A 13,169-nucleotide genomic window follows, 5' to 3' on the forward strand; every position below is an offset into this window, starting at 1 on the left:
ATGCCCGCGGACCAATTAATGAATAAGCGGTGGCTAATTTTGTCGCATGGCTTCAATATGGATGGACGTGCATCCAGCCAGACGATTACAGACAAGATGCCTTATCTATTGGATGATGGCATAAAGCCTATAGTCTTTAGTGCCATTACCGGAATCAAAGATCACCGTTTCCCGCATCGCCAGTTTTTGGCTTGGGGCCCAGCTGCGTTTCGGTTTGATTTTCGCCATTGGTTTGCAAATCAATATGGTCGTGGACTTTTATACAAAGTATTGACTGGAGTAGTGTCCATTTTGCTGGCGCCATTAATTAGCCTAGAGAAGCTGATTCTTGGGTATTCAAGCCAATGGTCTTGGGCAATGCCTGCATTTATGCATGGATATAAATTAATCCGCAATGGACAGATTGATTTGGTGTATTCCACAGGCGGTGCATGGTCTGCACATCTGGCTGGCTTATGGTTGAAGAAGGTGACTGGTGTGAGGTGGATTGTCGAAATTCACGATCCATTGGTTATTCGTAAAAGTCCGGTGGATGAAGGTTCTGAAAAGCCTAGAAATCGAGATGCTAGATTTCGACAGTATCTCGAAAAGCAAATTGTTCGCTATGCTGATTTTGTATGGTGGTTCACCGATGGTGCAGTTCATTATGCAAAAGCAAGAAATCCAAATTTAAATACATCTGGGAATGCCCATGGTTTTATGGTGTTACCGGGCGCGGAACCGCCGGGTGGTTTAAGTGCAGCTAAGACCCATCTTTATACGGATACGCTAAATTTATCTCACTCAGGATCTTTGGCTAAAGACCGTTCACTCTCCACTATTTTGAGAGCGCTTCATTCTTTATTCCAGAAATATCCACATGCTCGTAAAAAGATTCGAGTCCATGCTTATGGCGCAGCATTAGATGAATTAACCCAAGATGCAATAAAGCAGTTTAATTACCAAGACGTTCTTATTGCCCATGGGCGCTTAGAAAAAGATCCTGCCACTGGGAAGTCTGGTCGGGAGCGTGTCGTTGAAAAGATGCAGGAAGCCGATGTCTTGATTTTGCTTCACGGTAATGATGAGTGGTGCGCTGAATATATTCCATCTAAGTTTTATGAATACCTTTGGACTGGACGTCCAATCTGGGGAATTACCCATCGCAATCCCCAGCTCGATGAAATGCTCTCGGAGCGCGGTGCTTACCTGAGTCATGAGGGCGATAAAATTGGCATTGAAATGGCTCTCGAAAGAATTTGGTTAGACTGGCAGGAGCGCCGGCTAATTGAGCCAAAATGGCTACCCTTGGGAGTCAATCAGGCGGTTGCGCAGATTCTGACTGAGATTCAATACAAATAGGAAGCCCATTGAAAGATTTTGTCCTCTATTGCAAGTCCTATCGCAATGACTTTCTGCGCCTAAAAAGACTGCTTTCCTCCATAGAGCAGTTTAATCAGGACCGTTTGCCCTTTTATATTTCTACTCCTAGAGCAGATAAAGATCTCTTGGTCCAGGCGCTGGGAAATGAAGCTAGCTATGTGTGGATTGCGGATGAAGATATCGTAAGGGCTAACCCAGATGCCTCTCTGGAAAAATATCAGGCAATGCCAGGTAGTTTGTCGCAAGCAATTGTGAAGTCAGAGTTTTGGCGACTAAGTTTGGCAAAAAATTATTTATGCCTTGATTCTGATTGTGTTTTCATCCGACCATTTTTCATGGACGATTTCATGGGCTCTGATGGGGTTCCATTTACAGTGCTCCATCAAAATAAAGAGTATTTCCAGCTAGCTCAGAATCGTGGTCAGTCTGAGGTCCAGCGTAATCTGCAGTTAGAAGCTAAACGCGTGCAGGCTTTATTTGGTAGAGTGGGCCCAGAATTTTATTGTGCTCCTGCTCCTTTTATATGGTCTGCAAAGGTTTGGGAGTCACTGGATCGGTACTACCTAAAGCCTAAGGGGCTCACTCTTTGGGATATGGTGACACCTGACTACCCCGAGACATTGATTTATGGCGAGGCATTACTTAATTACCGAGCCATTCCCTTAATTGCTATTGAGCCCTTATTTAGGGTCTATCACTACGATTGGCAGTATTACTTGATGAAGCGCCTTGGGGAGAGTGATGAAAAGCTCAAGTCGAATTACCTTGGGGTTCTGTATCAGTCTAATTGGGAGTCGAGTATGAGCGCAGGAGGCGATCAGAAGTCATTGCCTTCCCGAGTTTTAAAACGGACAAAACGTTTTTTACGTTACTTACAAAGCTATCTCTAATGCCAGAAATTCAGGGTTTAGTTATTTCATTGGCTGGTTCAGAAGTTCGCCAGCAAAAGGTGAAATCAGAGTTGGATAAAACCAACTTGCACTGGCGTTTTTTAGACGCCGTGCGGGGGTCTGCATTAACGAATACCCCTAAAGAGTATCAACCAGGAAAGGTAAAAAATTTACTAGGATTTGAATTAACCCCAAATGAACTGGGATGTTTTTTGTCCCACAAAAAAGCCTGGCAAGATTGTGTCGACAAAAATATTCCAACTATTATTTTTGAGGATGACTTTTGCTTGCTACCGCACTTTGAGAAAGCAATTCATTTTTTAGTAAATGAATCGACTAACTGGGATGCGGTAAGACTCCAGGGCTTGAGTACTGTTCCTCAAGAGAAAATTCAAGGCAATGCTGAATTTTCTTTGGTGAGAAATATTGGGGATGCAGTAGGGGCAACAGCCTATCTTTTAAAGCCAAGCGCTGCCCAAACTTTGATTGATGCATCTAGTGATATTTATGAGCCCTTAGATCACTTCTTAGAGCATCACCAAAAGCACCATCTGGAATTCCTGGCAATTAGCCCTTATCCAGTCGATATTACTGGGGTAGAGACGACTATTGCAGACAGGCCAAGCAGATTGCCAATACGCGGTTGGCATAAGACAAAAAGATCTATTTTGCGTGCTTTAGATCGTTGGTTTTCAAAGAACCCTTGGTTCCCAAGCTAAGTTAATCCCACCCCAGCTTACAGATAGAGCTTCTTTTGTAAGTTACGCAACTTACGCTTAAGCCGATACTTTTGAATCACAATGCGATCAATCGCTGAGAGTTGAATCTCGCTAAGATTTTTTCCTTTAATGAAGACATCATTAAATTGGCGCATGATGACTTTTGGAGAAAAATTCTCTGAATAGGCGTCCCAATTTTTCTCATGCTGTACTCGGCGGGTAAAGTTGCTAAATATTTCCGCTAACTCTTTCTTGCCCCTATAGAGAATTGCTTTGTCTCCTAAAATCTCTATATGGCTGCGCTGAGGGGAGAGAGCATAGGTAATGACAGGCTTTCCCTTGATAGAAAATTCACCGCAAGCTAGCCCAAAGCTTTCACCTATTCCTCTGGCATGCAGCATCCCATCGCAAGTATTAATAAACTGTACTTTGTAATTAAGATCGGAATTGCCAGGTAAAAATATCAGTCTTTCATGCTGCGCAAAAGGATCCATATTCATAAATAGGAAGAAGAGATCACTACGCTGCTCTACAGCTGATAAGACAGTTTCTTTAACAAAGTCAAGATTGAAGCTATCCGAGCCTCCATACCAACCCAATACTGTGGCCGTTTCAGGTATGCCTAGGCTAGAGCGAAGATTGCCAGCCACCTCTGGCAATTCAATCATGTGGGGCACAAAAGGGATTTTGTTATTGGAATATTCTTTTGAAAGCCACTGAGAAACAAAAGCGTATTTATCCCCATGAAATTCTTCAGGCTTAGTTGGAAAGACCGCATGAATTAAAGATGGCGAGCTTTCACTAATGGCATCGTCACGCTCCCCGGATTTGATGAAGTAGGTTAAATCAATTTTTTCCCGCTCAATCAAGCGCTTCAGTTCAACTTGTCCATCATACGGATACAATTTAAATTGTTGAGAAAACTTTTCTAAAACAGATTGAACAACATTATTGTTCTTACGATAGAAGATGACCGATTCATTCCCGAGTAGTTTTTGATTGTGATGCGCATAATCGTATAGGGCAATTTCCGTTCCCCGCAATGAGAGCCCATTAGTATGAAAACCAAGCTTCATTTTTTAAGAGATGGCATCTTCAAGAATGCGTTTTAGAAAATCCCGAAAGGGCAGAATACTCGGAGCTTTTAATAATAGGGCTTGGGAGGCGTAATCTTGCAGTGCTTGGGGTGAGTTGATTATCTCAGTCAGAGGTGCATAATTGCACCACGACATTGGCCCCAGATTGATAAAGGCATAGGGGTTAAAGTCAACCTTGACGTTTTCATCGGTCCATGTAATCGGTAAACAATCTGCAAAGAAAGCTTCTGGAATTTTTTCTGTGTAGTAGCCAGGGTACATGCCATTCTCAGGGCAGAGATTAAAACCATATTCTTGAAGTAATTCATATTTCAAGAAACCGCTGAGGTGATGATTTTCAATAGTCTTATCAAAGTGCGCACCAAATCCTATGATAGGCATTACTTTTTGGACCGCCTCATACAACGTTTTTCTAGGCTCTCTAATGTGTGAGCTTAAAAAAGCAACACGATGATTCTTTTCTAAAAAGCGATTACCTAATGGCTGCATCAGACGTTTGATATCAATCAATTTGCCATAACGCGGATTTAGGTTGCCAATAATTCCCTCATGCGACCAATCGATCATCTCCATCCAGTAGGGCAGTCGAAAATGTTGCTCTGAAGAAATATTTAAGTCAAAAGAAATGCTGTAATCCGCCGGTACGGTGTCATGACGCAGGTTCTCTGCGCTATGGAAAACCCTAAGTGGTGAGATTTTGTTGGCTGGCGCTAAATTGAGTACTGAATTTACTGCGGGTCGAAGCGATTTGGGGCACCATTTGAGCCTCTTAGAATCAGGCTTAATAAAGGGCCCCAATATCAGCAAATCTGCTTGATTTGGAGTAACCCAATCTAACTGATAACCAAGGCTTTGAGCGATAATTGGAAGCAAGCCTTGTGAATAGTCACTTGGGCAGCCAGCAGTTGAAATTCGTACGCTTCTCATTCCCTAATACTAATTTATTTTATGTCTGAGTTTTCAGCCCAAAACCCATATTCGGTAGTCATCACTACTTTTGACAAGCGATTTGATGCCTATTTGGTGCCTTTGCTTGCTCAGATTAAGGCTCAACGTCCAGACATTGAAGTGATTGTGACAATCAATGGCCCTGCCAAAGGAGCTTTTGATGAAGTCTATCGCTCCAACATTCTGTCTTACATCTCGAAATTTCCGCAGGTATTTCCGACGATGTTCCCAAGTTTTCAGTCGCTGGCCAAGCTATGGAATCGTGGTGCGTTAACGGCTAGCCACCACCGTGTGTTGGTATTGAATGACGATCTAGAGCTCAAATCAGAAAATGGCAGCTGCTTTTTTGATCTTCTAGAAACGGCCTTAGCAAAAAATACTGGAACTTTCAAGATCAATGGCAGTTTTTCTCACTTCATCTTAGATAAGCAAGAGTTAATTGAAGTCGGTTTTTTTGATGAACGTCTTTTAGGTCTTGGCGAAGAGGATGGGGATTTTTACTGGCGCTTCTATAAGAAGTATAAAAAGGAAATCTCTAGCGTAGATATTGATTTAATTGATAACGTGCAATCTGATTTAGCGGATGATGGCTACACCAAAGGTATCCGCACTGCTTCTAAATTTAATCGCGATTTTATTCAAAACCAGAAATACAAGGCAGCCCTCTTGGGCGGTTATCGCGGTATGTTTGACAAGCGAGTAAATCAGATACTAGATGATGAGAAGCAGTATCCATATGAACTTTTTTATCTTGAAAATAAAAAAGATATCTGAGGCTTAAGATATTAAAGATGCCTTTTTTATATTTAATAGTCACCGCAATTGTCTGGCTGAGAAATCCATTCTCCAGGAAAAAATATCAAACTCAACTAATTAATAAAGTGATTTTGATTTATCGTGGCAATCCCGAGATTGTTATCCATGATTACTACAATTATGTTTTGAGTTTTCTTTTTCAAAATTTAGAAAACATTGAGAGGGCCGGGTTAGTGTTTTATGAATGTCCTGGTCTAAGGCTTCTTAAATTCTTGCACTCACCGATCAATATTTTCTTGCAAATTGAACACACACTATTTAGGCCTGGAAGCGAGACCTCAACTTCTGCCATGCAGGGTGAGCTCCCTATACCAGGGGGTAATCAAAAATATTTAATTAGAATTGCTGAATTGGATAGGCTTGCCTCTGCGGATATTATTTTTGATTACAGCAGAATTAACTTATTTAATATTCAATCGTCACCCGCTCTAAGGGATTATTTACAAAAGTCATTTTGTATCAGCCCTGCTTTATACCCAATATTTACTAACGGTAATGATCGGCATGGTGTAATTACTCTATTCGGAAATCCCGATATTTCTAGGAGAAAGTTATTTCTGAAGGATCTAGAACGTCAAAGAGTTTCATCTGAAAATATACGTGGATTGTATTTTGGAGTAGACGAGATTTATCGTAAGACTAAAATAGTGATTAATATTCGCCAAACTGATGGGCATGAAACGCTTGAAGAGCTAAGAGTTTTGCCAGCATTGCGAAGTGGAGCGATAGTAGTGTGTGAATCCGCACCCTACGTAGAAAAAACTGCGTACTCTAAATTTATTATTTGGGGATCTTTACAAGAACTGCCTAGTTTGATTGCTGAAGTAGAAAATAATTACGAAGAAGTTCGTCAGCGTATTTTTGGAGATGGCTCGGAAAACTCTTTTTTTGTAAAAAGAATGAAGCGAATTGAAAAATGTAATCAGTTGGCAATGAATAGGGCGATAAATCATATTAATGCTCAAAGCTAATGTGAAGCTGAAGTTAAACAAAGAAATGGGGCGGGAATGATCTTAGTGACAGGTGGGGCTGGATTTATTGGTGGAAATTTTGTTTTGGATTGGCTGGCTCATGCCGATGCCGAAGGTATCGTCAATCTTGATAAATTAACTTATGCTGGTAATTTAGCTACTCTTAGCCCACTAGAAAAAGATGCGCGACATGTGTTTGTTCATGGCGATATTGGGGATAAAGCACTAGTTAACCAGCTCTTGGAAAAGTATCGGCCACGAGCAATCGTAAACTTTGCTGCGGAGAGCCATGTTGATAGATCTATTCATGGTCCGGCTGAATTTGTTCAAACCAATATTGTTGGAACTTTTAATTTATTGGAGTGTGCACGTGAGTACTGGAATAGTCTTGAAACACAGGATAAAGAGCAATTCCGTTTTCACCATGTTTCAACCGATGAGGTTTATGGTTCTCTGTCCTCTTCGGATCCTGCATTTACGGAAACAAATCCCTATAAGCCCAATAGTCCTTACTCTGCATCCAAGGCAGCATCGGATCATTTAGTAAGGGCTTGGTTTCATACTTATGGGTTCCCAGTAATTACTACGAATTGCTCTAATAATTATGGTCCGTATCACTTTCCTGAGAAGTTAATTCCGCTGGTAATTCTCAACGCTCTAAATGGTAAGCCTTTACCAATCTATGGTGATGGTCAGCAGGTGCGTGATTGGCTTTATGTGGGCGATCACTGTTCTGCAATTCGAAAAGTTTTGGCTTCTGGAAAATTGGGAGAGACTTACAACATTGGTGGTTGGAATGAAAAGGCCAATATTGATGTCGTCAAAACTATCTGCAGCATTCTCGATGAATTAAAGCCTCGCACAGATGGTAAGTCATATGCTGAACAAATTACATTCGTGAAGGATCGCCCAGGGCATGATCGACGTTATGCAATTGATGCCAGCAAAGTAGAACGTGATTTAGGTTGGAGACCTGCTGAAACATTTGATACTGGAATTCGTAAGACAGTGCAGTGGTATTTGGATAATCCCATTTGGATTGAGGGTGTAGTCAGTGGCTCCTATCGTGACTGGCTAAAGCAACAGTACAACTGAGCGCGCACTCGATGAACATACTGGTTTTTGGAAAAGATGGGCAGCTAGGCAAAGCATTTAAATTGTTATTTGAACAAATGCCCATTGCTGCAAATGTACAAATTACTTATTTCGGTAGGTCGGATTGTGATCTAAGTAAAGAGGCGGATATTCTTGCCCAACTCAAATTATCAAAACCGGATCTCATTATTAATGCTTCCGCTTATACGGCGGTTGATGGAGCAGAAACGGAAATCGATTTAGCTTTTGCAGTAAATGCTAAAGCGCCCGAATTAATGGCTCGCTATGCCGCAGAAAATAATATCACCCTATTGCATTATTCAACGGACTATGTTTTTGATGGTAATAAATCTGATTTCTATGTTGAGAGTGACGCACGTACCCCCTTGGGCATTTATGGAAAAAGTAAGGCCGCGGGTGAAGAGGCGATAGAAAATGTATTTGCAAATTCGTCTAAGGGACAATTTGCGATTTTCAGAACCAGCTGGGTCTATGGGGATGGAGGTAATTTCATTCGTACCATCTTACGTTTAGCAAAAGAACGCGAAGAATTAAAGGTCATTCATGATCAGCATGGTGTGCCAACTAGCGCAAAATGGCTTGCGCAAATAAGCTTGGCTTTAGCTTTAGATACTGACTGCAATGTAAGACAGTTCCCGTCTGGTATTTATCATGCCGTTCCAGCTGGTGAGACAACTTGGTACGATCTGGCATGTTTAGTAGTTCAGGCTGCCATGGATGCCAAGGTGATGTTAAAAGCCAAGCCCAGTGCCATTAAGCCTATTCTGGCTGTTGAATACCCTCTACCAGCGCCAAGGCCGATGAATTCTCGGATGAATACCGCTAAATTATGTGAAGCCCTTCATGACGTGGGTTTGGGAGCTTCGAACTCTTATAATGATCCTCAAAAGATGCCAAATTTCCCTGCATGGGATGGCATGGTTCAAGAATATGTATCTAAGCTTGCTGCGGACGGTTTGATCTAAGTACTGCTCGCGCTGACTAAGGTGCTAAATAGGGGGTTTCGCATGGCTACAAATCGTAAAGGCATTATTTTGGCTGGCGGGTCAGGGACTCGTCTATACCCAGTCACTCAAGCAGTTTCCAAGCAATTAATGCCAGTGTATGACAAACCCATGGTGTATTACCCGCTGAGTACTTTGATGTTGGCGGGTATTCGGGATATCTTATTAATTTCTACACCTCATGACACGCCGCGCTTTACGGAGTTACTTGGTGATGGTTCACAATGGGGCCTCAATATTGAGTATTGTGTGCAGCCATCTCCAGATGGGCTGGCTCAAGCATTTACCCTAGGAAAAAACTTTGTCGGTAATGATCCGAGCGCTTTAGTGCTTGGAGATAATATTTTTTATGGTCATGAGCTCGTTGATCAACTCAATAGTGCTAATGATCGAAAAGCTGGTGCAACCGTGTTTGCATATCATGTGAATGATCCAGAGCGTTATGGTGTGGTTGAGTTTGATAAAGATTACAAAGCGCTCTCCATCGAAGAGAAGCCTTTAAACCCAAGAAGTAACTATGCGGTAACAGGCCTCTATTTTTACGACAATCAAGTTTGCGATATAGCTGCTTCTATTAAGCCAAGCGCTAGGGGTGAGCTTGAGATTACTGATGTAAATCGTGTTTACCTTGATAAGAATGAATTAAGTGTTGAAATCATGGGCCGAGGTTTTGCTTGGCTTGATACCGGTACTCATGATTCATTGTTAGATGCAGCGGGCTTTATTGCAACTTTGCAAAAGCGCCAAGGCCTAATGGTGGCTTGTCCCGAAGAGATTGCTTATCGCCAAGGTTGGATCAGTGCTGAAACAGTGCAAAAGGTAGCCGCTCAATTGAGTAAAAATAGCTATGGTCAGTATTTAGGCAAGATTTTAAAAGAGCTTAATAGCTCTGCTCAGTCGATTTCTTTAACTGCAAAGAAGTAGAGCTAATGAATGCACCTTCTAAGTTAAAAGTAACGCCTACAGCAATTCATGATGTGCTCGTTATAGAGCCTCAGGTATTTGGGGATGAGCGAGGTTGGTTTACTGAGTCATTCAATGCGCAAGACTTTGCCGATGCGACTGGCCTTGATGTCGAATTTGTTCAAGATAATCATTCCTTTTCTCGTCAATGGACCTTACGAGGGTTGCACTATCAGCTTGAAAAAACTCAAGGCAAATTAGTGCGCGTAGTTTCCGGAAGCGTATTTGATGTGGCAGTAGATATTCGTAAAGATTCCCCTACTTACGGTAAGTGGGTGGGTGTTGAGTTGAGCGCGCAAAATCACAAGCAACTTTGGATTCCTCCGCAGTTGGCACATGGATTTCTGGTGCTTTCTGAAACTGCTGAATTTCTCTATAAAACCACGGATTACTACCACCCACAAAGCGAGGCTTGTCTTGCATGGAATGATCCGTTTGTGGGCATCGAGTGGCCTTTACCGGCTGGCATCTCTCCCAATATGAATGCCAAAGATACTGCCGGTCTGGTTTGGGACCTTGCACCCAAGTTTTAGAGTGCCCAAAGGGGCTCTATATAAAAAATAAGATAATCCCTCCATGAGTAATACATTGGCGCAATCAGCTAACCCTAAGATCTTATTGGTCAAACTCTCCTCATTGGGGGACGTTTTGCACAACTTACCAATACTTTGGGATCTGCGGGCGCGATTGCCCGATGCCCAGATTGATTGGGTGGTTGAAGAAGGGTATGTTCACTTACTGACACCCCTACTATCGAAAGATGGTTTTAGAGGAATTGATCGCATTATTCCCTTTGGTTTACGCCACTGGAAAAAGAATTTACTAAAGCCGTCTACTTGGAAACAATTTTTTGCCTTCAAAAAAGAGCTTCAAGCAGTTTCTTATGATGTCATTATTGAAACTCAAGGCTTACTTAAGTCAGCCATCGTTTGCTCATTAGCTAAAAAGAATCCTAGTACAGTGATTGCGGGATTAGCTAATGCAACCGAGTTCTCTGGTTATGAGCCGATCGCAAGATCTTTTTATAGTCAGTCAGTTCAAGTTCCCACGCAATGCCATGCAGTGGATCGCTCGCGCTGGGTGATGTGCTCGGCATTGGACTGGCCGCTACTTGAGCGTACGAGCGTCCCACAGTTTTACCCCGTTCAATATATTCAAACGTTGCCCGCTCCTGGGCAGGTCCTTGCTCAGCAGCTAGTGGTGCCTTATGTGCTTTGTTTTCACTCTACTGCGCGTGAAGCAAAGCGCTGGCCTAATGGCCATTGGATTGCTCTAGGTCAGGAACTCTCTAGCCGCGGCTATCAAGTGGTTTTGCCTTGGGGTAATTTAGCTGAGCGTGCAGTGAGTGAAGCAATTGCCTCGCAAATTCCAAATGCCTTGGTGCCGCCAGCATTTTCGATTGAAGATGCTTTTGCTGTGATTGCTGGTGCTGCTTTGACGATCGGAGTAGATACGGGTCTAACGCACTTAGCGGCCGTCCTAAATAAACCTACTGTTGAGATTTATTGTGATTCCCCGCTATGGAAAACAGAAGGATATTGGTCTAGCAATATTCGTAATGTGGGGGATATTCAAAAACCTCCAACAGTAGCCGAGGTTCGGCAGGCTGCCACTGAATTACTGCACTAGTTTTTGTTGGCTCGAGATTAGCGTAGCAGCGTATTGATCGCGAGTAAGTCTTCATCAGTTAAAGCGGCCGCATGCGCCTTTAACTTAATCGCATTCAGAATTGTGTTGTAGCGTGCTTGTTGCAACAAAGAGCGTGTATTGATTAACGAGTCTAAGGCAATCAACACATCAATATTAATTAAAGTACCCACTTGAAAGCCAAGCTTGCTAGATTCAAGAGCGGAAGATGTTGAGCGCTCTGCAGCTTCATAAGCTTTAACACTCGCCAAGCCACCATAAAAACCAGTAAAAGCTGCACGTGTATTTTGAGCTGCTGTGCGTCGATAGTTATCGTAGTTAGCTTTTGCAGCATCGACTAGAGCAGCGTTTTGACGAATCACAGAACTGTTGTATCCACCCGATACCAGTGGAATGGTCATTTGTAGAGCAACCGTATTGTTATACACATTGGTATTCGCTGGTGTGTAGCTATTAGGTGTGCCGTTTGAGGTGTTGTAGCCCGACGTGCCAACAAAATTAATCGTTGGGTAATTTAAAGCCTGAGCACCTCGGTAGGTACTTTCTGCCAAGCTGACAGAGAGCTGGCCTGCGAGGACATTAAAGTTTGCCGACTCCGCTTGTCGAATCCAGTCATCCAATGTTTGACCGGGAGGTAAATGGGGATTAACACTCTCAGCAATAGGATTGCCTTTTGCATCTTTCGACTTACTGCGAGGGTCTTTTAAAACGCCTTCAATCTTAGCGTCTTTGACTAGTGGTTTTAATGCGCCGACAGGACGGCCAACAATTTGCTCTAGTACGCCACGTTTCACAATAAGGTCTGCTTGAGCAGAAATCTCTTGAGAAGTAGCTAAATCCATAGCTGCTTGGGCAGTATTCACATCCACAATGGTTGCTAACCCTGCATCAAATTTGGCTTGGGCCACCTCGAGTTGTTGCTTGATTAAATCTTTTTTGTTCTTATAGAGCGTAACGTTATCTTGGCTTGTCAGTGCATCAAAGTAGGCTTGAGACACTCGCAAGATGAGGTCTTGTTGTGCCAAGAAGAAGCGCATATCCGCAAGCTTGGTATTGAGGTCCCCTTGTTTGAATAACTCAATCGCACCCACGTTAAATACGGGCTGCGTTAAGGTGACCGTATAACTTTTTTGATCGAATACGCGTGAGTTGCCTGCGTTATTAGAAACCACCGTACTACCAGCACCATGTTGGTAGTAACGTGTTCCACCTGGCGTTGCATTGGCTTGCGGCATTAGTAATGAAAATCCTTGCCAGTACAACTCTTTACTTGCTTGGTAATTAAAGCGTGCTGCAGTTAAGACTGGATCACTAAAAGCGGCCTCTTGATAAAGCTGAATCAAATCATTTAATTGCCCCTGACTATCGGCCGCTCTGTTTCCATTTAAATTGGATGGAGCTGAGGCAGATGGTAAAGCGGGCTTAGTGGGTGGTGGTGCTATTTGGGGTGGCTGCTCGAGGCCAATGAGGGTTGATGCACTCATTGGAGTCGGTAGCGCTGGCCTTGCGGCTGCATTTGGGCTCTGGGCCATCGCATTGCCATACCAGGCATTCCAGCCCATTGCTTGACTTAGGATCAAACCAAAGGCGGTAAGTCTAGAAAGTCTAAAGCGGCTTGGGGTCATGTAATTCAGGT

13 protein-coding genes are annotated in these 13,169 nt (G+C 42.9%); 10 read left to right on the forward strand and 3 right to left on the reverse strand.

Annotated elements, in window-relative coordinates; all coding sequences use genetic code 11:
* Nucleotides 1-18 precede the first annotated feature (18 nt).
* Genes ICN23_RS05595 through ICN23_RS05605 form a run of 3 tightly spaced genes read left to right on the forward strand, consistent with a single transcriptional unit; the run spans nucleotide 19 to nucleotide 2,971 of the window.
* On the forward strand, nucleotides 19-1,341 hold the full coding sequence (locus ICN23_RS05595) for a glycosyltransferase (RefSeq protein ID WP_216231254.1): 1,323 nt from the start codon (nucleotides 19-21) through the stop codon (nucleotides 1,339-1,341).
* Nucleotides 1,342-1,349: 8 nt separating this feature from the next.
* Nucleotides 1,350-2,252 carry a DUF6492 family protein gene (locus ICN23_RS05600; protein WP_216860543.1) on the forward strand — a complete coding sequence of 301 codons (903 nt, stop codon included), beginning with the start codon at nucleotides 1,350-1,352 and terminating at the stop codon, nucleotides 2,250-2,252.
* The gene (locus tag ICN23_RS05605; protein WP_215360779.1) at nucleotides 2,252-2,971 is read left to right on the forward strand and encodes a glycosyltransferase family 25 protein; all 720 of its coding nucleotides are present in this window, start codon (nucleotides 2,252-2,254) and stop codon (nucleotides 2,969-2,971) included. The genes ICN23_RS05600 and ICN23_RS05605 overlap by 1 nt, the downstream gene beginning before the upstream one ends.
* 17 nt (nucleotides 2,972-2,988) lie before the next feature.
* Here ICN23_RS05605 and ICN23_RS05610 read toward each other — a convergent pair whose 3' ends face one another.
* On the reverse strand, nucleotides 2,989-4,047 hold the full coding sequence (locus ICN23_RS05610; RefSeq protein WP_216231255.1) for a hypothetical protein: 1,059 nt from the start codon (nucleotides 4,045-4,047) through the stop codon (nucleotides 2,989-2,991).
* Nucleotides 4,048-4,050: 3 nt separating this feature from the next.
* On the reverse strand, nucleotides 4,051-4,641 hold the full coding sequence (locus tag ICN23_RS09940; RefSeq protein WP_223146561.1) for a glycosyltransferase family 10 domain-containing protein: 591 nt from the start codon (nucleotides 4,639-4,641) through the stop codon (nucleotides 4,051-4,053).
* A 375-nt stretch (nucleotides 4,642-5,016) separates the two neighbouring features.
* Between ICN23_RS09940 and ICN23_RS05620 the strand changes: the two genes are divergently transcribed.
* The 7 genes from ICN23_RS05620 to waaC are packed head-to-tail and all read left to right on the forward strand — an operon-like array spanning nucleotide 5,017 to nucleotide 11,515.
* Nucleotides 5,017-5,790 (forward strand): glycosyltransferase family 2 protein, encoded by a 774-nt coding sequence (locus ICN23_RS05620; protein WP_216231257.1) that lies wholly within the window; start codon nucleotides 5,017-5,019, stop codon nucleotides 5,788-5,790.
* A 17-nt stretch (nucleotides 5,791-5,807) separates the two neighbouring features.
* Nucleotides 5,808-6,803: a hypothetical protein gene (locus tag ICN23_RS05625; protein ID WP_216231258.1), complete on the forward strand. Its 996-nt coding sequence runs from the start codon at nucleotides 5,808-5,810 to the stop codon at nucleotides 6,801-6,803.
* A gap of 36 nt (nucleotides 6,804-6,839) precedes the next feature.
* Nucleotides 6,840-7,898: a dTDP-glucose 4,6-dehydratase gene (gene rfbB / locus ICN23_RS05630; RefSeq protein WP_216231259.1), complete on the forward strand. Its 1,059-nt coding sequence runs from the start codon at nucleotides 6,840-6,842 to the stop codon at nucleotides 7,896-7,898.
* Between the two features lie 11 nt (nucleotides 7,899-7,909).
* The gene (gene rfbD / locus ICN23_RS05635) at nucleotides 7,910-8,884 is read left to right on the forward strand and encodes a dTDP-4-dehydrorhamnose reductase (RefSeq protein WP_216231260.1); all 975 of its coding nucleotides are present in this window, start codon (nucleotides 7,910-7,912) and stop codon (nucleotides 8,882-8,884) included.
* Nucleotides 8,885-8,926: 42 nt separating this feature from the next.
* Nucleotides 8,927-9,847 carry a glucose-1-phosphate thymidylyltransferase RfbA gene (rfbA, locus tag ICN23_RS05640; RefSeq protein WP_216231261.1) on the forward strand — a complete coding sequence of 307 codons (921 nt, stop codon included), beginning with the start codon at nucleotides 8,927-8,929 and terminating at the stop codon, nucleotides 9,845-9,847.
* A 5-nt stretch (nucleotides 9,848-9,852) separates the two neighbouring features.
* Nucleotides 9,853-10,419 (forward strand): dTDP-4-dehydrorhamnose 3,5-epimerase, encoded by a 567-nt coding sequence (gene rfbC, locus ICN23_RS05645; RefSeq protein WP_216231262.1) that lies wholly within the window; start codon nucleotides 9,853-9,855, stop codon nucleotides 10,417-10,419.
* Nucleotides 10,420-10,462: 43 nt separating this feature from the next.
* Nucleotides 10,463-11,515 carry a lipopolysaccharide heptosyltransferase I gene (gene waaC / locus ICN23_RS05650; protein WP_216231263.1) on the forward strand — a complete coding sequence of 351 codons (1,053 nt, stop codon included), beginning with the start codon at nucleotides 10,463-10,465 and terminating at the stop codon, nucleotides 11,513-11,515.
* A 17-nt stretch (nucleotides 11,516-11,532) separates the two neighbouring features.
* Here waaC and ICN23_RS05655 read toward each other — a convergent pair whose 3' ends face one another.
* Nucleotides 11,533-13,158 (reverse strand): TolC family protein, encoded by a 1,626-nt coding sequence (locus ICN23_RS05655; protein WP_216231264.1) that lies wholly within the window; start codon nucleotides 13,156-13,158, stop codon nucleotides 11,533-11,535.
* Nucleotides 13,159-13,169: the final 11 nt, after the last annotated feature.

This window comes from Polynucleobacter sp. MWH-Jannik1A5, assembly GCF_018881795.1.
GTDB lineage: Bacteria > Pseudomonadota > Gammaproteobacteria > Burkholderiales > Burkholderiaceae > Polynucleobacter.